This window comes from Peteryoungia wuzhouensis (assembly GCF_003205195.1).
Classification (GTDB): Bacteria; Pseudomonadota; Alphaproteobacteria; order Rhizobiales; family Rhizobiaceae; genus Allorhizobium; species Allorhizobium wuzhouense.
This window is the reverse complement of record NZ_QJRY01000001.1, coordinates 403,058-425,331: the sequence shown is the minus strand read 5'-3', so window position 1 is coordinate 425,331 and position 22,274 is coordinate 403,058. Positions and strand designations below refer to the sequence as shown.

Genomic DNA, 22,274 nt, shown 5'->3' with positions numbered 1-22,274 from the left:
TTGGCACCCCGGCGGAAATGGAAAGCCTCGCTTCGCGCGGGGCTTTTTATTGTGTCTCTATCAGATGCCCTTTCCGCAACCGATTTTCCAGCTTGTTGCGATCGATCGGGTAGGTCGACTTTACCATGTAGACGCCCTGCCGGGTCGGACGGATCAGCACCGCCACGAGCAGGATGAGGTCCAATTGCCGAACCTCACGGATTAACTCAAGGCCATCATTCATATGCTTCGGCGACTGGCCGACATGGCTCGGCCGCGCGACGGTCTGCGTCAGGAACGGCAAACAGGACATGAAACTGTCCGGATGTGATTTGAAGGCGTGTTTCTGAGCCGGGATTGAAAAGCCGACCGGGCCGGGCTGCAGATTAAGTCCGAAACGGCGCAGATGCTGAACCGGCAGCTCGCCCAGGATCAGAGGTTTGAACCGCGGCCATTCCTCCTTATTTTTCTCCGAAAGCTTTGGTCGACGCTTATCGGATAGGTTGTATCGCGATTGCGCGATGCTTTCCAGAGCGGCCAGCCCATTGAACAAACCACGAACAACCGCTAGCGTCTCAATCATGGCGATTCCCGTTCCCAATGCGCTGGCGCGAAAAATCTTCCTTGAACGGCAGGGCCTGTCCCGCGCGCCGACGAAGGCGCTTGGCCGCGAGGGGCTTTATCAGCTGGTCCACGATCTCGGCTTCGTCCAGGTCGACAGCATCCAGTGGGTCGAGCGCGCCCATCACCAGATCCTCTTTTCCCGCAACCAGACCTATCGCCAGACGGATCTCGCCCATCTGGCGGAAAAGGATCGCTCGCTCTTCGAACACTGGACGCATGACGCCTCGATCATTCCGTCCGAATTCTTCCCCTATTGGAAACACCGCTTCGTCCGCCGCGAGGCGAAGATCATGGAAAACTGGGCGAAGTGGCAGGGGGAGGGCTTCGACAAGGCGTTCGAGGAAACCTATGCCCGCATCCGCGACACCGGCCCGGTCATGGCGCGCGACGTCAAGGGCGACGACCACAAGTCCGGTGGCTGGTGGAACTGGCATCCCTCCAAGACCGCGCTGGAATTCCTGTGGCATACGGGCAAACTGTCGATCGCCCGCCGCGAGGGCTTTCAGAAGGTCTACGATCTGTCTGAACGCGTCATCCCGCCGGAGCATCATGCCGCCGAAGTCGATCACGAAACTTTTGTCGACTGGGCCTGCCGTGCGGCGCTCTCTCGCCTCGGTTTTGCCACCTCGGGCGAGATTGCCGCCTTCTTCGACATCGTCACGCCCGATGAGGCCAAGGCCTGGGTGGCCACGCATCGCGAGGAACTGGAGGAGCTGTCGCTCGGCACCGTCGATGGAAAGCCGCGCGCCTCCTTCGCCTTCGCGGATCGGGTCGCCGCGCTGCTGGAGGCGCCGGAACCGCCCGCCCGCATCCGCGTGCTCTCGCCTTTCGATCCGCTGATCCGCGATCGCAACCGCACGGAGCGCCTGTTCGGCTTCTTCTATCGCATCGAAGTCTTCGTTCCCGAGCCGAAGCGGCAATATGGCTATTACGTCTTCCCGCTGCTTGAAGGCGACCGGCTGATCGGCCGCATCGACATGAAGGCCGAGCGCAAGGAGGGAGTGCTCGAGGTGCGCCGCCTCTGGCTGGAGCCGGGGGTAAAGCCGAGCGCTGGCCGCCTGGACAGGCTGCAGGCCGAATTGCAGCGCGTTGCCCGGTTCTCCGGCATGGACAGCGTCCGGCTGCGAGACGGCTGGCTGGGCTGACCGACAGACATCAAAACAGACAGAAAGATCCGACGTGACCGACAACAGCGCCTACCGCATCGAGCCCCGTGTGCCCGCCATCGACGACTACATGCGCCTGCGCCTCGAATCCGGCCTCACGCCCTTTTCGCGGGAGGCGGCAGAAAAGGGCCTGCCGAACTCGATCTTCGGCGTCAGCCTCATGCTGGGCGAAGAGACCGTCGGCATGGGCCGCATCATCGGCGATGGCGGTTGCTTCTTCCAGGTCACCGACATCGCCATTCTGCCGGCCCATCAGGGCAGGGGGCTTGCCAAATGGATCATGGCGGCGCTCTCCGATGTCATCGCCACCCTGCCCAAAACAGCCTATGTCAGCCTGATCGCCGATGTGCCGGCCAACACACTCTACGCCCAGTTCGGCTTCGACGAAACGGCTCCGCGCTCGGTCGGCATGGCGCGCAAGGTGGTGTGAACCACTGCTGAGATCGGGGCTGGTTCACGCCTCTTGGCCGGCAGCCGCAAGCGCCCGGTCCTTCAAGTCCTGGAACTTGCGCGACACCGAGGCGAGCTTGGCATCCCAGGCTGGGTCCGGCCGCTGTCCCTCGATCGCCTGGAAATAGACCTGCATCAGCGCGGCAATGGCGAAAGGTTCGAGAACCGCCGCCTTCAGCGCCAGCGCACCGACGACGGCAATGGCGATCCCGAAGCCGCTCGCAGCACCCGGAAACAGAGAGACGAGCGCAAGGGCCGGGCCGATCAGCAGCACGAAGATCACCGCCGTCACAAGCCAGAGGACGATCGCCAGCCACACGGCGTTCTTCACCATTCGCCCTCCGTTCTGCGCATAGAGAACCAGGCCCTGGCGGCCGGTCTCCCACGGGTTCTGGCTGTTGGTGCGGATGTTGTGCGCCAGGATGATCTCGTCGACATAGGTGAGCGACAGCCGGATCACCGTATTGACGAACCGCGCCACGCCTTCGAGCCCCGGGATCGCCATGCCGATGCCGCCGATGATCCCGGTAATCGCCCGGATCACGCCCTTGATGAGCTGGTCCAGCACGAAGAGCAGATTTGCCTCGGCAAAACGGGACTCGACGACCGCCCGCCCATGGGCGATCTGCCCCTTGCCGTCGGGCATCAGGCGGCGGCCCTCATAGAGTTCGACCATGACGGCGATATGCGCCGCCTTGACCATGTAGAGCAGCCATTCGCGGATCCAGTAGACGGCGAAGGATACCATGCCGAAGCCGAGGATCCCGCCCCAGACGGCGAAATCCTCGCCGCTGCCGAACATCATGCCCATGCCGTATCCGACCCCGGCCGCACCGCCGGTTCCAAGCACATAGGCAAGCGTGATGGTGAAATAGATGACGATGCGCAGCGCAATGAAGGGCAGCGTGCCGGCCAGGATGCCGATCGCCCGTCCGATGGAAAAGTCCCACATGGTGAAGTCCCCCAAGCCCAAGACCGGTCCGGATTTTAGGAATGGCGCGTTCGCCAGGCAAGGTCATCGCTCACAGGCCCGCATTGCGCGCGGCCAGATCGGCGAAGATGAAACGGCTGCGAAAATTGCATGCAACCTTTGGAGTTGTGCATGAGTCCCAACTCACACAGTTCTTTCACATAACCACTGCCGGGACACCTGTGCGCCCGGCAGCCCCGTGGATATTGCGAAAGACGGTTTCATGCGCTTTTTATCCCCCGCCGGCTCGCTGGCGCGTCGTCTCCTTCTCCTCGGAAGTTCTGCTCTTTGCGCGAGCCATGTCGCCGCCGCCGATTATGGTTATGAGTGGATCGCCAGCGTCCCGGGATCGACGGTACAGCCCTCGGCGATGAGCGCCGATGGCCATGTCGTGGTCGGCAATTTCCAGACCTACTTTACACCGCCGAGCGGACCGGGCGGATATGTGTCGAATGGCTTCGTCTGGACGGACGGCAGCGCCGTCCGCACCGTCCAGCCGGAACCGGGCTGGTATTCGATCTCCATCGGCGATGTCAGCTCGGATGGAAACATCTCTGTCGGCATCCTTGCGGGCGGCAATGCCACCCAGGCCTACCGGGCGGATGCGGCTGCAGGCCAGATCGAGTTGTTGGGCTTCCTGCCCGGCGGCACGGCCTCGCGTGCTACCGGCGTCAGCGGCGATGGCAATGTTGTGTCCGGTTGGGGCAATTCCAGCAACGGCAATCGCGCTTTCCGCTGGACTTACGACCCCGTGGCCCTGTCAGGCAGTATGCAGGAACTCGGAACGCTTGGCGGGGCCGATTCCTTTTCCAACGGCATCAGCCGCGATGGGCATGTCGTGGTCGGCAGTGCGAAGGATGCAGGCGGCTTCGCGATCGCCGCCTACTGGGTCGACAACGGCCCGGCAACAGCGATCGGCGTTCTGGCCGGAGGTGACGAATCGGGCGCCATGGAGGCCAATGCCGATGGCTCGGTGATCGTCGGCCAGTCCGATGTCGCAAGCGGAACTCATGCGTTCCGCTACCTTGTGGCCTCGTCAACGATGCAGGATCTCGGAACCCTCGGCGGAATCTACTCCGAAGCGTTTGGCGTCAGCGACGACGGTTCCGTCGTCATCGGACGGTCCGGCCGCAGTGACGGAACCTCCTCCGGCTTCCGCTGGTCGGAGGCGACGGGCACGATTTCCGTTGACGACTGGCTGCGGCAGAGTGGCGTCACCATCGCAACGGATGTCACGAACGACGCGAGCGCCGTTTCCGCCGATGGCAGGATCATCACCGGCACCTTGCGGGACGGCAAGGCCTATCTCGCCCGTGGGGCGTCCACGGACCCGTCCGCACCACCAGGTCCTCCGGCTGGCATCATCACGGTCGAGGACTACATGCAGAGCTTCAACGGTCTGCCGCGCCATTTCTTCGTGCCCCAGCAGGTCGCCGATCTCGCGATGAACGGTGCCAACTCCTCGCCGATGTTCCACCGCTTGTCGGCGGGCCAGCGATCGGTGTGGGCCACGGGCGACCTGGGCGCCGTGCGCAACGACTTCGGCACTGGCCCGACCGGCACCGGCGAAATCGGCTTTGCCTATGCGCCGACGGACGACGTGACATTGCGCCTCGCCCTCGGCACCTCCTATTCCAAGGCTGATCTCGATCTTACCGGTTATAGTCGCGTGCAGGGCAGTTATGTGCTGCCCGAGGTCAGCATGGCAGTCGCGCCAAACATCTATGCCACGCTCACGGGCTTTGCCAGCATCGGTGAGCTGTCCATGAGCCGCGCCTATCTCAACGGTACGGGAACGGACATTTCGGCGGGCGAGGCCGACAGCCGCACGCTCGGCTTTCGCGCCCGCCTGGACTGGCTCGGCGCCTTCAGCGTGAAAGATGCCGTCTTCACCCCTTATGCCAGTTTCACCCATCTGACGACGAAGACCGACGGTTACACAGAGACCGGCGGCAGCTTCCCCGCCCGCTTTGACCAGGTGGAGTGCTCGTCCAACACCGTGCGCCTGGGGCTCGACGGCCGCCTTGACCTGACGACCACCGTCAGCCTTATCGGCCGAGCCGAAGTGGCCCATCGTTTCCAGGATCAGGCGCCTCACACCACCGGCGAGATCATCGGCTTCTCCAGCTTCGACCTTCCAGGGGCGCCCATCGAGCAGAACTGGCTGCGCGGTGGCATCGGTTTCCAGGCGAAGTCCGGACCGCTGGAAGGGCAGCTGATGTTCAACGTCTCAAGCCAGGAAAAGGGCAGCTACTGGCTGAGTGCCAGCTCGCGCGTGATCTTCTGAACCCGCCTCCTTGTGAAATCCTTCAAGTGACATATATTGAAGATGTCATTTGAAGGAGAAAACCGGTGTTGAACACGGCTCAACTGTCATCCGCACCCCAAGCCTTCACGCAGGGCTTTTCCCTTGAGGCGGATCGCAAGCGCCTGTCGCTGACTGCGCTCAAGGCCTTTCGCCGGCTTGTCGGACAGTGGGATCTGACAAGCCAGCAGGCCGCCGCGTTGCTCGGGGTGTCGCTCAGCACCTGGGAACGCTTGAAGCCGGATGGCGTGGCAAAGACGCTGAGCCAGGACCAGATGACCCGAGTTTCCGCGCTGACAGGCATCTACAAGGCGCTGCATCTGCTGTTCGTCGACGCCATGGCGGATCGCTGGCCGATGCTCGAAAACACCGGGCCCCTGTTCGACCGCCGCACGCCGGTCGCCGCCATGATCGAGGGCGGCATTCCCCTCATGCTTGAGGTGCGCCGCTACGTCGATGCGGTGCGCGGGGGACTCTGAGTGCAAATATCAGGCGTCCCGGTCGCCACCCTTGCCTATCCCCGCACCGTGCGCCTGGTATCGACCGCCCGGCTGCGTGCAGCCGTGCTGGAACCTCTCGTCGACACGGCCGACGAGTTGCAGCAATTGGCGGAGATCGAGGCCGCAACATCGAGCCGCATGCAGGCGCAGACGCGGGGTATCTCCGGCCTGGAGGCCCGCGAACTGGTGTATGACGTGCCGCATGCGCATTTCATCAATGCCAGCTTCACCTATGCCAAACCGCGCGAGCCGAACCGTTTCAACGGCGAGATGCGCGGTGCCTGGTATGCGGCGCTCAAGGTCGAGACCTGCCTTGCGGAAATCACGTTCCATATGACCGAATTCCTCGCCCGCACCGGCCAATACCGGGCAGTCGCCGAATATGCGGAGATGTATTGCAGCATCTCGGGGGAATTCCTCGATCTGCGTGAATTGCCGGCCCATCCGGCTTTGTCGCCGGACAAGGCATCCGGCTATCCGGAAGGCAACCGCCTCGCGCTGGAAGCACGCGGTGCGGGCCTGAACGGCATCGTCTACCCCTCCGTGCGCCACGAAGGCGGCACGTGTTTTGCCATCCTGCGCCCCGCCGCAGTCCAGTCCGTCCGCCAGGGCGATGTCTGGCGGCTCACATGGGCGGGCAAGGCGGAGCCAAAGGTCGAGGGGCCGATTGTTTCTTGACGTTTCGCAGTCGGCAGATGATCGCATCTTTTGTTTTCCGCCGGCGGTGACGTTTGCTGCGACGGACGAGCGCGACACGCCACCCTCCCCTTGAGGGGGAGGGTCGGACCGCAGGTCCGGGGTGGGGTGACCAGGCGACTGCAAGCCGCCGCGTGCGCATGAATGGATCAAGAAGGACCCGAAGGCCTCAGACGATCTCGGTCCCCGAGATCTGGATGCCGAAGCCTTCAAGCCCGACATAATGCCGTTCGCGCGAGGCCATCAGGCGGATGGAATTGACGCCAAGGTCCTTCAGAATTTGCGCGCCGAGCCCGATTTCCAGCCATTCGCTTTCGCGCGCCTGCGCCTCGCTATGGGCCTCGCGATCATGTTTGCCGCTGCGGGCGGTGGTGGAAACGCCAACCCCGACGGAGCCCTCGCGCAGATAGACGACCACGCCACGGCCCTTGTCGGCAATCCGCTTCATCACGCCGTCGATCTGCCGATCGGCGCCGAACACGTCGCGGCCCACATCTTCGAGATGCAGACGGACCGGAATGTCCTCGCCGTCCCTGATGTCACCGAACACGACCGCCAGATGCTGCATCGGGTCCCAGGGCAGCGAATAGGCATAGGCCTTGGCCGCTCCGTAAGGCGTCTGGATGTCGAACGTTGACTTGAGCTCGATCAGCGTTTCCTTGCGCTGGCGATAGGCGATGAGGTCGGCCACGGAGACCTGTTTCAGCTTGTGCTGTTCGGCAAAGGCCGCCACCTGCGGCCCGCGCATCACGGTGCCGTCGTCATTGACCAGCTCCGAAATGACGCCGATCGGCGGAAGCCCGGCCATGGTGCAGAGATCGACGGCCGCTTCCGTGTGACCCGACCGCATCAACACGCCGCCTTCGCGCGCGACCAGCGGGAAGATATGGCCCGGACGAACAAAATCGGACGCGCCGACATTGGGGTTTGCAAGGTTGCGCACCGTCAGCGTCCGGTCATCGGCGGAAATGCCGGTCGAGGTACCGTGTTTGAAGTCGACCGAAACGGTAAACGCGGTCGTGTGGGCGCTGTCGTTATCCGCCACCATGGCCGAGAGATTCAGCCGCTTGGCTTCTTCCTTCGGCATCGGGGCGCAGACGATGCCAGAGGTGTGGCGCACGATGAAGGCCATCTTCTCGGCGGTGCAATGCACGGCAGCAACAATGAGGTCGCCTTCGTTCTCTCGCCCGTCATCATCCATGACCACCACGATTTCGCCAGCCTCAAAGGCGCGCAGCGCCTCGACGACACGTTTCTGGTCATAGCTCATGCGCGGTCCTCACCTTGTGCGGTTGTTCTGGCCCCGGTCTCTCAGGATATGATCGAGAATGATGCAGGCGAGCATCGCCTCGCCGACCGGAACAGCGCGAATACCGACGCAAGGGTCGTGCCGGCCCTTGGTCCGGACATCGACATTGTTGCCATCGGAATCGATCGACTGGCGCTCGGTCAGGATCGACGAGGTCGGCTTGATGGCGAAGCGGGCCACGATCGGCTCGCCGGTCGCAATGCCACCCAGAATCCCGCCGGCATGGTTCGACAGGAAGATCGGGCGGCCATCATTGCCCATGCGCATCTCGTCGGCATTTTCTTCGCCGGTGATTTCGGCCGACTGGAAGCCGTTGCCGATTTCGACGCCCTTGACCGCGTTGATCGACATCAGGCCGGAGGCGATATCCTGGTCCAGCTTGCCATAGACGGGCGCACCGATGCCGGCCGGTACGCCCTCGGCGACCACCTCTATCACGGCGCCGACGGAGGAGCCGGCCTTGCGGATGCCGTCGAGATAATCTTCGAACACCGGCACCATCGAAGCGTCAGGGCAGAAGAACGGGTTCTGGTCGACCTCAGCCCAATCCCAGTTGTCGCGGTTGATCTTGTGTTTGCCGATCTGCACCAGCGCGCCGCGAATGGTCACGTCAGGCATGGCAAGCCGGGCGAGCGCGCCAGCGGCCACACGCGCCGCCGTTTCGCGGGCCGAAGAGCGGCCGCCGCCACGGTAGTCGCGGATGCCGTATTTCAGGTCATAGGTATAGTCGGCATGGCCGGGGCGGTAACGCTTTGCGATCTCGCCGTAATCCTTCGAGCGCTGGTCGGTGTTTTCGATGAACAGCGACACCGGCGTACCTGTTGTGATCATCGAGCCGTCTTCCTGCGGCATGACACCGGAGAGGACCTTGACGATGTCGTCCTCGCGGCGTTGCGTGACGAAGCGGGACTGGCCGGGTTTGCGCTTGTCCATGAAGACCTGCAGGTCCTGTTGGGTAAAGCGCACGCCCGGAGGGCAGCCGTCGACAACAGCGCCGAGCGCCGGCCCGTGGCTTTCGCCCCAGGTGGTGACGCGGAAGAGATGACCGAAGGTATTGTGCGACATGCGAGAGCTACCGTTCCATTCTTTCCCACCGGACAGCGTTCCGGCAGGCCCTGCCTTGGATGGCGTCACTCATAAAGCAATTCCCCGAAGGGGGGGAAGGGGTTTTCGACCCGGCCGCCCGGAAATCCGGCAGACGCAAGCGTGGTCTAGCGGCACACGGATCGCACGCCGCCATCCATCCGTCACGATGCCTTCTGCTGCGGCAGACGGTCGACGAATCGGGTGAAGTCGTCGAAGGACAGAGGCTTGGCGAAGGCATAACCCTGCAGATAGTCGCAGCCGAGCTGGCGCAGCATGCCGGCATGTTCGTGTGTTTCGACCCCTTCGGCCACCGTTTCGATGCCCAGCGAGCGGGCGATCTCGACGATGTTGCGGACCAGGCTGCGCTCCTGCGGCTGCACCGTGATCGGCATGACCAGCTGGCGGTCGATCTTCAGCCGCTTCGGTTTCAGCTTCAGCAGTGAGACGATGGAGGTGTGGCCGGTGCCGAAATCGTCGATTTCGATGTCGATGCCGAGCGCCTTGATCTTCTCGATGTTCTCGGTGGCCTTGGTGTCGCTCTCGTCGAGGAAGATCGATTCCACCAGTTCGAAACAGATCGATCCGGGCGTGATCGACAGCCCCTGCAACTGTTCGATCAGGTTCTCGTCATGCAGGCGCTTGGAGGAGACGTTGACCGAGATCCGCGGCACCGGCATGCCGGCGGCCGTCCAGCGCATCTGGTCCTTCAGCGCTGTCTGTAGAACGAGCTGGTCGATACGCGCCATGACGTTCAGGTCTTCCGCCACCTTGAGGAAGTTTCCGGAGGCCAGCACGCCGCGATCGGGATGGCGCCAGCGCACCAGTGCTTCGGCCCCGCAGAGCTGCATGCTGTTGGCTTCGAATTGCGGCTGGTACCAGACGATGAACTCGTCGCGCTCAAGCCCGGCCAGCATGTCGTCGGCCATGCGCTTCTTGGCGATGATGTTCGCCTGCAGGTCCGGCGTGAAGAATTCGTAGCAGTTCCGGCCCTTTTCCTTGGCCTGGTAGAGGGCGATGTCGGCGTTGATCAGAACCTTGCGGGCATCCGGCATCAAGCCGGAGGCCTGGGCAATGCCGATCGACACGCCACAGCGACAGTCGAAGCCTTCGAAATCGATCGGATGGCGCATCTCCTCGATAATCCGGCTGGCAAGGCTGGTCAGTTCCTCGATCGAGGTCGCGCGCCGGGCAAGCACGACGAATTCATCGCCGCCGATGCGGGCGACCAAGTCGCCACGCGGCACGTGCCGGCGCAGGACTTCCGATGTATGCACCAGCATGGCATCGCCTGCGGCATGGCCAAGCGTATCGTTGATTTCCTTGAAGCGGTCGAGATCGAGATGGAGGATCGCGAACTTGGCGCGTTGGGCGGAGTTTCCGCGGCTCAGTCCGTCGAGTTCGAGATCGAGCTTGCGACGGTTGGCAAGCGAGGTGAGCGGATCGTGCAGCGCATTGAACTCGATGCGGTTCTTGGCAAGCTCCAGCTCGATATTGCGCATATCGGCCTCGGCCTTGGCCGCCCGCATCTGCTCCGCCAGAAGCGCGTCTGCGGTGACGTCGAAGGCGATGCCGATCAGCTTCTTGCGCCCGTCACGCCCGATATGCGGTTGCCCCACGGAGCGGATGTAGCGGATCTCGTTGTTCGGCAGCACGACCTTCTGGGTCGTGTTGAGCGTCTGGTCCAGTGTGGAGGCGCGTTTGGTCGCCAGCTGGATCTCGCCGCGTTCGTCCGGATGGACCCGCGACAGCCAGACATGCTCGGGAACGGGCTTGTCGCTATAGGGAACGCCGTAGAGCTGATGCATGCGCTCGTCCCAGACAGCGGTCTTGTTGGCCGGATCGCCTTCCCAGGTGCCGCAATTGTAGGAGCCGAGTGCAAGGTCCAGCCGCCGTGAGGCTTCCGCCAGCTGGTGTTCGCGGCTCGACAATTCCTCGAGCGCCAGTTCCAGTTCGGCATTCTTGATGTCGCTGTTCTCTTTGGCGCGGCTCAGCGATTGCGTCATGAGCGTGTCGGTCGTGACGTCGCAGACAATGCCGGTGATCCGGCCATCCACCGTCCGCGCGCCGACGGATCGCAGGTAACGGAAGCTGTTGTCGCTGAGCGGCACGCGATAGGCCACGTCCCAGGAATCGGTGGTGCGGGCGATCACGCTGTCGAAATAGAGTTGTTCTGCACGGCCGAGATCATCGGCCTGAATGCAGCCATACCAGTCGGCCAGTCGGTCTTCCTCGTCGTCCAGGCTGACCGGAAGGCCGTGCAGACCGGCGGTGCGCTCGTCCCAGAGCAGCGAATGGGTGGATTCGTCGATCTCCCAGATGCCGATATTCGAGGTTTCGAGCGCAAGCTGGAAACGCTGCGACAGTTCCAGCAACCGCTCCTCGCGAGCCCGCAGCCGCTGGATGTTGAGATTGCGCTCGCGCAGCAGCACGATGGCCAGCAGGATGGAAACCATCATGGCCCCGACGCCGGCTGCCAGCAGCAAACGGCTCGGCAGCAGCCGGTTCATCGCCGCATCCCAACCCTCTTCCGGCATGCCGAGCACGACGAGCGACATGCGGTCGACGTCGACGGGCAGGGTAAGGGTTGGCTCCTCGATCAGCTTGGGGTCGCCAAGGATGATTTCCAGTGCACCGGTCGGCGTGATCTGGGCGACGGCGATCTTGAGTCCGCTACCGTCGGTGTGAGCGGTCTCGGCGTTGTCGCTGTTGATCTCAGCATCCGCCATGAAGGCCATCGAATCGATTTCGATCAGCAAGGATTGCCACTGGCGTTTCGTCTGCCAGGTCATCGGCGGCACAGGAATGTCGATCGACAGAAGGCTTCCGGCGTTTCGGATCACCGGGTCGAACGCCATTCGGAATTGATCTTGAAGAGGCTGGAGGCGGATCGATCGAAAATGCGGGTTCCGCGCCAGCAGCATGGCAACCGTACGGTTGAATTCGGGGGGGGACAGCATCGGGTCGTCGGCGATGTCATCCGCCACTTCGAGTGCCAATTGCACATCGTGGTTGATCTTGCTGCGGATCGCGGCGCTGGCATGTTCCAGCCCATCCTGAACCAGATGCTCGACACGCTTGCGCTCGTGGGCTGCGGTGTTGCGATCGATCAGGAAGCCGGCAACGAGCACCAGGAGGCCGATGACAGCGCCACCCGCCAGCAAGAAGATGCCGTTGCCCCATTTGCCGTCGGACTGCGGCCCTGCTTTCCGTTTACGCAACGCTACCAACCCTTAAACCCCTGTTGCGAGAAACCCTATGCGATGGCGGTTAATTTAGAATTTCGAAGAGTTTGCGCAGTCTTGGGCTTGGTGCCTTCGGGGCGTTCCGGGTATGCTTTGGCGGCCGGAAGAAGAGGCTAGACGTCAACGCACGGGATAAACCTTGTCCATGGCTTGATCACGGCTGCGTTCCTCTCCACAATCTCACCGAATTGACACGTCATCGGGCAAATTTTGCCATATTCCGGAGGCCTATCTTGTACTCGTTTTCAGAATTGATTTGGTCGAAGGTGGTTCGTATGCGTGTCGTGATCTCCCTGCTTCTTGGAGCGGCAAGCCTCCTGTCTCCGATCGCTGCCTTTGCCGGCAGCCACGACGTCGAGGCGACGATTGCTGCCGTCAATGTCGATGGCATGAGCCTGATGCTCGATGACGGCAAGACCTACACGGTTCCGGACGAGTTCAATTTCGAAGGCCTGGAAAAGGGTCAGAAGGTCATCGTGTTTTACACGGAAGTCGACGGCAAGCGCGTCATCGATGATCTCGAGGTCGTCCAGTAAGGCAGCCTCTGGTCTGAGCCGACGGGTGGATGCCGATCGGACAACGGCCGCCCGTCAGATCCAGCTGATCGAGCCGCCCTCGGCCTGAGGCTCGAGTTCCATCTTGAGAATCCGGTCCTGCGGAATGTTCATCTCGCAGGCCTCGTTTTCATCGACATTCCCGATCAGCCGGAAACAGCTGCGGATCACGCCGCCGTGGCTGACACAGACGGTCGCCCGATCGACCGAGGCGAGCCAGGCACCGATCCGCCAGGACAGGATTTCGTAGCTTTCCGCATCGTCGCCGGGGGGGATGAAGCTCCATTTTTGCCGCGCCCGTTCCGCCACCCGTTCGGGCGACACGCGGGCGAGTTCCGGAAGCGTCGAGCCTTCCCAGTCACCGAAGGAGAGTTCCTTGAGGCGTTCGTCGAGGCGATAGCGTTCGGGCGGCAGGCCCATGGAGCTTCGCACCCGCTCCATCGTGTCGCGGGTCCGCCAGAGCGGCGAGCTGACGAAGTCGAAATCGAGTGCCGTCTCGCCGAGGATCTGGCCGAGCTTGCGCCCGTTTTCGCTCGCCTGGGCGCGGCCGATATCGTTGAGCCCGATATCCTTCTGCCCCTGCATGCGCCCTTCGGCGTTCCAGTCGGTCTGGCCGTGACGGATCATGTAGATGAGCACGGCGGCAGACCTCGGTTTCAATCCTTGGTGACGGAAATGTCGGGCGCGTCCACGGCCTTCATGCCGACCGTGTGATAGCCGCAGTCGACGTGATGCACTTCGCCGGAGACGCCGCTCGACAGGTCGGAGAGCAGATACATGCCCGACGAGCCCACTTCATCCGTGGTGACGTTGCGCTTCAGCGGCGAGTTAAGCTCGTTCCACTTCAGGATATAGCGGAAATCGCCGATGCCGGATGCCGCAAGCGTCTTGATCGGGCCGGCAGAGATGGCGTTGACGCGAATGCCGCGACCGCCCATGTCGACGGCAAGATAACGTACGGAGGCTTCGAGTGCCGCCTTCGCCACGCCCATGACGTTGTAATGCGGCATGACCTTTTCGGCGCCGTAATAGGTGAGGGTCAGAAGCGAGCCGCCGTCATTCATGATCTTTTCGGCCCGTGCGGCAACAGCCGTGAAGGAATAGACCGAGATGTCCATCGTCCGGGCAAAATTGTCGCGCGTCGTGTCGATATAGCGGCCGGTCAGTTCGTCCTTGTCGGAAAACGCGATGGCATGCACGACGAAATCGATCTTGCCCCACTTGGCTTCGAGATTGGCGAAGACCGCATCGATGCTTTCGAGATTGGTAACGTCGCAGTCGCCGGCCAGGAATGCGTCCAGTTCGGCCGCCAGCGGCTCCACGCGCTTCTTCAGCGCATCACCCTGCCAGGTCAGCGCGATCTCGGCGCCCTGGTCGCGACAGGCCTTGGCAATGCCCCATGCGATGGAGCGATTGTTGGCGACGCCCATGATGACGCCGCGCTTGCCTGCCATGAGGCCCGAACCCTGAACCATGATGCATCCCCTAAACCGTCGATTGGTGTTGCCTATGGCATAGCCCGTTCCAGCGTTCAAGATTGAACCGGACGGTCAGGCCCTGTCGGGCCGACAATGGCCTGTATGTTTGAATTGTTGAATGAATCGAATGGCGGGGGCGATGGCGGGCGTCGGGTTTGACGCCCGCACGGGAGCTCGTCAGATGTAGAGGCCTTCGCGCATCAGGCGCATCAGGTCGGTCACCTTTTCGTCCGGCTTTTCCCACAGCATGACACGCAGTTCGACGACGAGCGCGCCGCGGCCGCCTTCGCCATCCGGCAGGCCGAGCGCCTCGATGCGGATCACCTGATCGGAATTGGACCATGGCGGCACGGTCACCTTGACCGGACCCTCCGGCCCCTCGACGTCCGTTTCGCAACCGAGAACGGCATTTTCGAGCGTGATCGGCAGAACGGTCTTGATGTCGAGACCATCGACGACGAAGCGTTCGTGGCGCTGGATCCGGACAGTGACGGCGAGGTCGCCGCGCAGCAGCCCCTGGAACTTCAGCCCCTGGCCTTTCAGCTTGACCACATGCCCTTCGGTGGCACCGCTCAGCGGCACGCGCACTTCGCGCCCGTCCGTGAGGGTTACCGGGACCGCCTTCTGTTCGAGAAGGTCAGAGATCGCGACGATCGCTTCGGCAAAGACGTCAGGCGCCTTTTCCGGCGGCGGCGGAGGAGGGGTGCCGCGCAGGCGACGCACAAGCGAGCTGAACAGCTCGATCGGCGCCAGAAGGGGCGAACTCGTATTGCGCAACGGAATGCCGTCATTGATGTCGGCCGCATCCTGATCGCGTTTCAACTGCTCGGCCGCCACCGCCGCTTCCGGGCTGTCGCCGAAGATGCGGGACACCATTTCCTCCGGACCTTCGGCCTTGCCGTTGGCACTTGTGCTGGAAGCGGAGGTCGAGGCTTGTGCCTTGGCTCCATCGCCGGCGTTCCCATCCGCCGAAGCCTTGCTGGCAGTCTCGCCGGTCGCGCTTGCCGCCTTGGGTGCCTCGGCCTTGCTCTCGGTCTTTGCGGACTTTGCCTGCTTGGCGGCCTTTGCAGCCTCGGCCTTTGCGGCGGCTGCGGCTTCCGCCTTCGCCTTTTCGGCTTCCGCCTGGGCAAGTTCCGCCAGAATGCGCTCGGCATTCGCCTTGGCCTGTTTCGCCTTTTCGGCCGCCTCGCGGGCAGCGTTGCGCTGCTGCATGATCGTCTGTTCGCGCTCCAGCGCCTCGACCTTGGAGCGCTGCTGGTCGTAGCGGCTGCGCTTGGCCGGGTCCTTCAGCACCTCATAGGCGCGGCCCATCTCGGCAAAGCGGTTATGCGCATTGGGATCGTCCCGGTTCTGGTCCGGGTGGATGGATTTCGCCTTCGTGCGCCACGCGGCCTTGATCTCGTCCGCACCCGCATCGCGCTTTACGCCCAGGATCGAATAGAAGTCACGCATCGATGACACCAACTATCGAAAGCGGCGAGGCCCGTTCATGGCGCCTTGAGCCGCAGAAATTCGGTAACCACACCGCAGACATGGCGGTGACGGCAGAACAATAGGCCGAAACCGTCGCATGCAATTCGCTAATTGAAAGTTACATGGAGCAGGTGTCGGTCAGGCTATTCTTTCAGCTTGCTTAAGCAAACCTTTCAAATGCGACCGAACAGGAGGTCACCGTTTACGAACGGCGATCGAAGCTCATAAGTTCCCAGTTACCGGTTCCCGATGTGCAGGTCTTGCCGGAGAAATAGGCGATGCCCTCATAGGAGTGGCGGGTGGTGGAGAAGTTCCGGCAGATGAAGCCCTGGCCCTTCTCTTCCTGAATGGCGGTCACGACACCGGCACTGCCGGTCGTGGCATTGGCCCAGGGAAGGGGCTTGCCATCGGTCTTGTCGAGGTCTGCGGACGAGACGGCACTCTGGACGGTCAGTTCGTCCGAATGGCTGGAGGGATTGCCCTTCTTCGCAACCGTCGACGTCGAGATCGAACTGTCGACGGTGTCGGACCCGAACAGGTCCATGCTGCTGCCGAAGCAGCCGCTGAGCGGAAGTGTCGCAGCGATGAGGAGGATCATCGAGGCTTTGCGCATGCAGCTACCCTTTGTACGCTCAACCGACTTTGCTATGTCTCTCAAGGGCCCTTCCATCCGGTGCTTCGCGCCGGTGGCTAGTATGCAGATCAGGAGCAATTGAGACAATATGTCAGAAGTCGGGTTAACAACTGGTGACTTTACCGAGGAGAGCGAGCCGTTTGCCCTGTTCGCCGCCTGGCTGAAAGATGCCGAGGCCTCGGAGATCAATGATCCCAATGCGGTAGCGCTGGCCACCGTGGATGCGGATGGTCTTCCGAATGTGCGTATGGTGCTTCTCAAGGGGTTCGATTCTCGCGGCTTCGTTTTCTACACGAATTTTGAGAGCCAAAAGGGACAGGAAATTCTCGGCCAGAAGAAGGCGGCAATGTGTTTTCATTGGAAATCGCTGCGCCGCCAGATCCGTTTGCGCGGTGAAGTCGAGGTCGTCTCCGACGCCGAGGCCGATGAATATTATCAGTCCCGCCCGCTCGGCAGCCGCATCGGCGCCTGGGCTTCCAAGCAGTCGAGGCCGCTCGAAGGCCGCTTCGCGCTGGAAAAAGCGGTGGCCGAATACACGGCGAAATACGCGCTCGGAAATGTGCCGCGTCCGCCGCACTGGTCGGGCTTCCGCATCATCCCGAAGTCGATCGAATTCTGGCACGACCGCAAGTTCCGCCTGCACGACCGTATCGAGTTCCGTCGCGATGGCGACGGCTGGTCGAAGGTCCGGATGTATCCGTGATCGCAGACGAGGGCAGGGGCGCCTTCAGCCCCTGTTGAGGCGCGAGGGAATGCCAGACGCCAGCGCCTGCACGTAACGCGGCTTCTGGTAAAGTCCGTTGAGCGAGATGCGCGGCAGGAGATGCGGCGCAGTGAGTGAGGCGGGCGACAATGTCCCGGGACGTGTGGTGACGGCGAGCTTGAGGCCTGCCCACTGCACATAACCTGCCGTCCGCGGTGTGGCACTGCGGGCATCACCATAGGGATAGGCAAACGTCACCGGCCGGCGGCCGGTGATATCGGCCACATAATCGGCGCTCTCGTTGAGTTCCGCCAGGATCTCGGTATCGCCGAGGGCGTCCAGGCCCCGATGGCTCACGGTATGAGCGCCATAGGAGACGAGCGGATGGCGACCGAGCGCCTGTAACTCGTCCCTATCCATCACGCTTTCCGCCACCAGCGCATGTGGGTTGATGCCGGCCGCCTGGGCCGCCGCGTCGAGCTGGGCGACGGATTTCGTCTCGTCGCCGGCAAACACCGCCTGCGCCACCGCATCAAAGGCAGACTGTTTGGCACGCGCCGTGCTGCAATCCACATCGATGCGTCCGGCCGGCAGGCAAAGCGTCAGGCGCTTCTGTTTGCCGATGAGCGCTGCTGCCGTATCCCACCACATCGTATGGCTGCGCTCGGACAGGCCCTTGCAGACGAAGATGGTGAAGGGCACACGGTGTTTCTCAAATATGGGAAGCGCATGCATGGGATTGTCGCGGAAACCGTCGTCGAGCGTGAAGACGGCAAAGGGCTGGGCAGGGCCGGGTTCGGCAAGGGCCGCCGCCACGTCCTCCAGCCGGATGAAACGATATCCGTCGCGCTTCAGCGCTGTGATCGCCGCATCGAGAAATTCGGGCGTGATATCGAGATGCCGGTTGGGCTGGAACGCCTCCGCTTCGGCCGGGCGCACGTGATGCAGGGTGAACACCACCCCGCGCCCCTGCGCAGCCTTGAGCAGCCCCATCCTGGAAAGGCAGAAGGAAACCTCCAGCCCGCCGGTGATCACTGCCCGCTTGATGCTCTGTTTGAGACGTCCCGCCATCGTTCCCGCCTGCACCCCCTTTTCGAGTTGCGGTCAACCTAATGGCGAAGTCCTTAAGCTTCGTTCAATGGAACTGTCTCATTTCCTGCCAGGCGTCGCGCCCCAGGGAGGCGGAGCAAGCCCGACCGTCCGGCGGGCGAGAACCATGGCTGGAAGCGTCCAGAGAATGGGCAGGATGAAGGTCGCCGTGAGGACGAGCCGCAGGGTGTCCCTGTCCAAGCCTGCGGAAAAGCCGAGACTGTTGGCCGTGAGGCCGGCGAGAGCCGCACCGATGGCATAGCCGGCCGATTGCAGGGTGGGCAACAGGCCGGAGGTCTTGTCGCGTTCCGCAGCCGGGCTTGAGGCCATCAGCATCTGGTTGAGATAGGACCAGCTGGAGCCGAAGGCGGCCCCGACCAGCGCCTGGCCGAGGACAAGCATCGGCAAGAATTGTAAACCCATCCCGCCTGCAACGAGGATCATGCCGGCGCATTGCAGCACGGGACCGCCCCGGATGGCCCGCCGCCGGGCCGACGGCGAGGTGAGGTTGGCGATCAGTACGGCGACCACGCTCCAGCTCATCGCCATCACGGCGCCGAAACCGCCGGCCGCCGTTGGTCCATAGCCGAAGACATGCTGCAGTCCGAAGACGATGTAGACGGCGCTGGTGGCCTGTGCCACCGGCATCAGCAGCACGATCCAGAGGCCGGCGCCGACCGTCGACCCGAGCCCGAACGCGCCCTCTGGCATCAGCCGGTGGGAAGCCTTTCGATCGCGGATGACGCTTGAGCCGACCAGCGCGAGACCGAGCAGGACGGTGAGCGCTGAAATCCGCAGATCGACCACCGAGCCGGCAGACAACAGCACCAGCATTCCTGCCGCGAGCAGAAGCAGGGGTGCAAGCGGTATGCGATTGCCAGTGTCGGATATGTCCCGCGGGGTGGCCGTCTTGAGTGCCAGCACAAGGAAGATGAGCCCGAGAGGGACATTGACCAGAAAGGCGCCCCGCCAGGAGACGGTCTCCGTGATCCACCCGGCAGCGAAAGGTCCGCCAAACGATGCGACCGCCCAGACCATGGCCTCGGCGCCAAAAACCTTTGGCACCAGGCGGGTCGGGTAGAGAGCCGGAATGAGCGCATAACACAGTGCAGCGACGACACCCTCGCCCAGCCCCTGCGCCATCCGGCCGATCAGCACCTGCGGCATCGATGTTGCAAAAGAGGCCCCGAGCGTGCCCGCGAGAAACAGCAGCGTCGCGATGAGCATCACCAGCCGTGCCCCAAACCGGCTCTTCAGCGCTGCAGCACTGGCACCAGAGACGATCGAACCGATCAGGTAGAGCGAGACCGACCACGCGATCAGGTGACCACCGCCGATCTCGGCAATCGCGCTCGGCATGACCGTGGTGACCAGAAAACCGTTGAAGGCGAAGAGCGCAACGCCCATGCACAGCATGACGGTGGTGGCCGCATGGCGCGGGGCGAGGAGGTCGAGCCAGCGTTGATCGGACAAGCCGTCGGCCGGAGTCGGATCCGGCGGCAGGGGATCGGCGGCGGAAGGTGTGGCGCTGACGGCTGCAGTCTTGGGCATGGGGCATCCTTGAAGATGAGACTTGGTCGGGTCGGGATCGGATGCTACAACCTCAACTTAAGTTGAGGTAAAGACCCATGGCGAAAGAAAATTCCCTCCTGAGTGTCGGCGATGTCGCGCGGCGCAGCGGCCTTGCCGTCTCGGCCATTCATTTCTACGAGCGCAAGGGTTTGATTGCCGCCGACCGCACCGGCGGGAACCAGCGGCGGTATGGCCGCGACGTCCTCCGCCGTCTCGCCTTGATCCGCGCGGCCCAGGAGGTCGGGCTGCCGCTTTCGGAAGTCGCCGACGCGCTGAAGAGCCTGCCGGCCGGTCGCACACCCACCCCGGCCGACTGGCGCCGCATCGCGACCGGCTGGGCGGAAAGGCTCGACGCCCGCATCCGCGTGCTGCAGCGTCTGCGCCACGATCTCGACGGCTGTATCGGCTGCGGCTGCCTGTCAATGAAACGCTGCCAGCTGGTCAATCCAGCCGACGCGCTTTCGGACGAAGGAACCGGCGGCGTGGCGCTCTGCAGGTAAGCTTCGGGGAGGTTTGGGCAGATACAGGAGAGGTCAGGGCGCGCGTGGCAGAACTCGCCCACAAAATTAACCCCCTGCTAACCATGATCAAGGCACCTTCTGTGGATCATCGGTTGCATTTGATCTCAATTGGCTGATTGTCGCCCCATTCTTGCCCTAAGCGCAGCACCGGGACGGCGCGTCGAGAGAATCATGCAGGCCTGATCCATCATCGAAATCCAGGCGGCATTTGGAGTTTTCATGAAGAAGTTATTGATCGCGTTTTCGTTTTGCGTGGCGATCCTGTCTCTCTCGACCTCGGCTAAGGCCGGCAGTGCCCAGCTTCTGCTCGATGCGCGCACCGGCGAGGTCCTGGCTTCCGAAAACCCGGATGCGCTGAACCATCCGGCCTCGCTGACCAAGATGATGACCATCTACATGGTTCTGGACGCGATCCATGCCGGCAAGCTGTCGTGGGACAGCCCGGTCCCCTTCTCGAAATACGCCTCTGCCCGTCCGCCGACCAAGCTGCGCGTCAAGGCCGGTGACTCAATCACCGTCAAGGAAGCCGTGCTGGCGATGATCGTGCTTTCGGCCAATGACGTGGCGACCGCCGTCGGCGAAAAGATCGGTGGTTCGGAAGAAGGCTTTGCCGCGCTGATGACCCGCAAGGCGCGCTCGCTTGGCATGCTCAACACCACCTTCTTCAATGCGTCGGGCCTGCCGCATGATCAGCAGTTCACCACAGCCCGCGACATGTCGACCCTCGGCGTCGCCCTGATCCGCGACTTCCCCAAGGATTACGACCTCTTCTCCACCAAGAGCTTTGCCTTCCGCGGCCGCACCATCAACGGCCACAACAACCTGATGTATCGCTACAAGGGCATGGACGGCATCAAGACCGGCTATACCAACGCCTCCGGCTTCAATCTGGTCAGCGCCGTCGAAGACAAGGGCCGCCGCGTGATCGGCGTGGTCATGGGCGGCCGCACGGCGGCGAGCCGTGACAAGCTGATGGAAAAGCTCATCGACGCCAATCTCGGCAAGGCGTCCACCGGCACGCAGCTTGTTGCGAGCCGCACGACCGGCGTGCAGATGGATCTTGCGCGCCTCGGCGACGACATCCCGGTTCCCGGCTCGCGCCAGAGCGCCATGGCTGCCGTACAGGGCATGGCCGGAGCCACCGGCGTCGGCACGAGCAACGTGGCCGCAGCTTACGCCGAAGGCGACCTTGCTCCGGCAGAACAACCCCTGACCGCCGCCATCCCCCGATTGGCACCCCGCGCCGAAACCGCAGACGGCGCGATTGTCGCAGGGCAGGGCGCCCAGCACGCCACGGCCGCCTCGACCACCGGCGAGCGCAAGTGGCAGATCCAGATCGCGGCCGCCACCTCCGCCCAGGCCGCCATGGACCTCCTGTCCGACGCCCGCAACAAGGTCGGCGGCTCCTTGAAGAGCCTCGATACCTATACCGAGATGGTCACCCGCAACGGCACCACCTTCTACCGCGCCCGCTTCACCGGGTTTGAGACCAAGGACGAAGCCCGCACCGCCTGCGACAAGCTGGTCCGCCAGCGCTATGACTGCGTGCTGATGCCGGCGCGGGGGTGATCATTTGATCGCGTCACGCGCGATCCGCGTGAGTTCCAAGCGCAGCTTTTTGGGCATGTCTCGGCGCACATTCACGAGCATCAATATGCCCATCGCACCGCTCGGCAGTTCTCGAAAGAAGATGTAGTGCATCCGGTAGCGGGAGACATAGTTCGTGACCTTGCTGTGGATCAGGATGCCCATGCGGTTTGGCAGGGCTCTCCAGAGGCCACGAGACGCGGCTAGCAATTCGAGATGCGCGTGAAGTCCGTAGATATAGGTTTCCGCTTGCCCTTGGCCCCAGCGCTCTCGCGTAGAACGAAAGATCTCGTCCTGCGCCGCATCCGCGATCGGGTGGAACAGGTACCGGCTCAT

General features: G+C 62.9%; 21 protein-coding genes. 9 read left to right on the top strand and 12 right to left on the bottom strand.

What is annotated here, in order from left to right:
• Positions 1-46: 46 nt before the first annotated feature.
• A complete protein-coding gene (locus DMY87_RS02240; protein WP_110789644.1) occupies positions 47-562 on the bottom strand; it encodes a hypothetical protein in 516 nt (171 codons plus the stop codon).
• Here DMY87_RS02240 and DMY87_RS02235 point away from each other — a divergent pair.
• Positions 561-1,748 carry a winged helix-turn-helix domain-containing protein gene (locus tag DMY87_RS02235; RefSeq protein WP_110789643.1) on the top strand — a complete coding sequence of 396 codons (1,188 nt, stop codon included), beginning with the start codon at positions 561-563 and terminating at the stop codon, positions 1,746-1,748. The two genes, DMY87_RS02240 and DMY87_RS02235, sit on opposite strands and share 2 nt — an antisense overlap.
• A gap of 91 nt (positions 1,749-1,839) precedes the next feature.
• Positions 1,840-2,199 carry a GNAT family N-acetyltransferase gene (locus DMY87_RS02230; protein WP_425353466.1) on the top strand — a complete coding sequence of 120 codons (360 nt, stop codon included), beginning with the start codon at positions 1,840-1,842 and terminating at the stop codon, positions 2,197-2,199.
• A gap of 24 nt (positions 2,200-2,223) precedes the next feature.
• Here DMY87_RS02230 and DMY87_RS02225 read toward each other — a convergent pair whose 3' ends face one another.
• Positions 2,224-3,171 carry a hypothetical protein gene (locus DMY87_RS02225; protein WP_110789641.1) on the bottom strand — a complete coding sequence of 316 codons (948 nt, stop codon included), beginning with the start codon at positions 3,169-3,171 and terminating at the stop codon, positions 2,224-2,226.
• 241 nt (positions 3,172-3,412) lie between these two features.
• On the opposite strand from DMY87_RS02225, the gene DMY87_RS02220 reads away from it, so the two are divergent.
• From DMY87_RS02220 to DMY87_RS02210, 3 genes are all read left to right on the top strand, one after another.
• Complete coding sequence (locus DMY87_RS02220; protein WP_110789640.1) at positions 3,413-5,476, top strand: autotransporter domain-containing protein; 2,064 nt, start codon at positions 3,413-3,415, stop codon at positions 5,474-5,476.
• 65 nt (positions 5,477-5,541) lie between these two features.
• Positions 5,542-5,973 (top strand): antitoxin Xre-like helix-turn-helix domain-containing protein, encoded by a 432-nt coding sequence (locus DMY87_RS02215; RefSeq protein ID WP_110789639.1) that lies wholly within the window; start codon positions 5,542-5,544, stop codon positions 5,971-5,973.
• Positions 5,974-6,672 carry an RES family NAD+ phosphorylase gene (locus DMY87_RS02210; RefSeq protein ID WP_110789638.1) on the top strand — a complete coding sequence of 233 codons (699 nt, stop codon included), beginning with the start codon at positions 5,974-5,976 and terminating at the stop codon, positions 6,670-6,672.
• A gap of 187 nt (positions 6,673-6,859) precedes the next feature.
• Here DMY87_RS02210 and ribB read toward each other — a convergent pair whose 3' ends face one another.
• The 3 genes from ribB to DMY87_RS02195 form a co-directional block, all read right to left on the bottom strand.
• Positions 6,860-7,960 (bottom strand): 3,4-dihydroxy-2-butanone-4-phosphate synthase, encoded by a 1,101-nt coding sequence (ribB, locus tag DMY87_RS02205; RefSeq protein ID WP_110789637.1) that lies wholly within the window; start codon positions 7,958-7,960, stop codon positions 6,860-6,862.
• 9 nt (positions 7,961-7,969) lie between these two features.
• Positions 7,970-9,064 carry a chorismate synthase gene (gene aroC / locus DMY87_RS02200; protein ID WP_110789636.1) on the bottom strand — a complete coding sequence of 365 codons (1,095 nt, stop codon included), beginning with the start codon at positions 9,062-9,064 and terminating at the stop codon, positions 7,970-7,972.
• Between the two features lie 182 nt (positions 9,065-9,246).
• Complete coding sequence (locus DMY87_RS02195; protein WP_110789635.1) at positions 9,247-12,303, bottom strand: bifunctional diguanylate cyclase/phosphodiesterase; 3,057 nt, start codon at positions 12,301-12,303, stop codon at positions 9,247-9,249.
• Positions 12,304-12,602: 299 nt separating this feature from the next.
• Between DMY87_RS02195 and DMY87_RS02190 the strand changes: the two genes are divergently transcribed.
• A complete protein-coding gene (locus tag DMY87_RS02190) occupies positions 12,603-12,863 on the top strand; it encodes a DUF1344 domain-containing protein (protein ID WP_110789634.1) in 261 nt (86 codons plus the stop codon).
• A 54-nt stretch (positions 12,864-12,917) separates the two neighbouring features.
• Here the strand turns inward: DMY87_RS02190 and DMY87_RS02185 are convergent, their stop codons facing one another.
• The 4 genes from DMY87_RS02185 to DMY87_RS02170 all read right to left on the bottom strand — a co-directional run bounded on the left by DMY87_RS02185 (position 12,918) and on the right by DMY87_RS02170 (position 16,445).
• A complete protein-coding gene (locus DMY87_RS02185; protein ID WP_110789633.1) occupies positions 12,918-13,520 on the bottom strand; it encodes a histidine phosphatase family protein in 603 nt (200 codons plus the stop codon).
• A gap of 17 nt (positions 13,521-13,537) precedes the next feature.
• Positions 13,538-14,356 carry an enoyl-ACP reductase FabI gene (gene fabI / locus DMY87_RS02180; RefSeq protein ID WP_110789632.1) on the bottom strand — a complete coding sequence of 273 codons (819 nt, stop codon included), beginning with the start codon at positions 14,354-14,356 and terminating at the stop codon, positions 13,538-13,540.
• 180 nt (positions 14,357-14,536) lie between these two features.
• On the bottom strand, positions 14,537-15,811 hold the full coding sequence (locus tag DMY87_RS02175; protein WP_110789631.1) for a DnaJ domain-containing protein: 1,275 nt from the start codon (positions 15,809-15,811) through the stop codon (positions 14,537-14,539).
• Between the two features lie 223 nt (positions 15,812-16,034).
• On the bottom strand, positions 16,035-16,445 hold the full coding sequence (locus tag DMY87_RS02170) for an RT0821/Lpp0805 family surface protein (RefSeq protein ID WP_110789630.1): 411 nt from the start codon (positions 16,443-16,445) through the stop codon (positions 16,035-16,037).
• A 109-nt stretch (positions 16,446-16,554) separates the two neighbouring features.
• Here DMY87_RS02170 and pdxH point away from each other — a divergent pair, with 109 nt between their 5' ends.
• Complete coding sequence (gene pdxH, locus DMY87_RS02165; RefSeq protein ID WP_110789629.1) at positions 16,555-17,169, top strand: pyridoxamine 5'-phosphate oxidase; 615 nt, start codon at positions 16,555-16,557, stop codon at positions 17,167-17,169.
• 24 nt (positions 17,170-17,193) lie between these two features.
• On the opposite strand, the gene DMY87_RS02160 is transcribed toward pdxH, so the two are convergent.
• Positions 17,194-18,240 carry a polysaccharide deacetylase family protein gene (locus DMY87_RS02160; RefSeq protein ID WP_110789628.1) on the bottom strand — a complete coding sequence of 349 codons (1,047 nt, stop codon included), beginning with the start codon at positions 18,238-18,240 and terminating at the stop codon, positions 17,194-17,196.
• A 78-nt stretch (positions 18,241-18,318) separates the two neighbouring features.
• On the bottom strand, positions 18,319-19,809 hold the full coding sequence (locus DMY87_RS02155; RefSeq protein WP_110789627.1) for an MFS transporter: 1,491 nt from the start codon (positions 19,807-19,809) through the stop codon (positions 18,319-18,321).
• A gap of 77 nt (positions 19,810-19,886) precedes the next feature.
• Between DMY87_RS02155 and soxR the strand changes: the two genes are divergently transcribed.
• Together soxR and DMY87_RS02145 are read left to right on the top strand one after the other, a co-directional pair.
• Positions 19,887-20,330, top strand: coding sequence for a redox-sensitive transcriptional activator SoxR (soxR, locus tag DMY87_RS02150; protein ID WP_110789626.1), 444 nt, complete (start codon positions 19,887-19,889; stop codon positions 20,328-20,330).
• A gap of 240 nt (positions 20,331-20,570) precedes the next feature.
• Positions 20,571-21,920: a D-alanyl-D-alanine carboxypeptidase gene (locus DMY87_RS02145; RefSeq protein WP_110789625.1), complete on the top strand. Its 1,350-nt coding sequence runs from the start codon at positions 20,571-20,573 to the stop codon at positions 21,918-21,920.
• Here DMY87_RS02145 and DMY87_RS02140 read toward each other — a convergent pair whose 3' ends face one another.
• Entirely contained in the window at positions 21,921-22,274 is a 354-nt protein-coding gene (locus DMY87_RS02140; RefSeq protein ID WP_110789624.1) for a type II toxin-antitoxin system RelE/ParE family toxin, read from the bottom strand. It abuts the gene before it with no gap.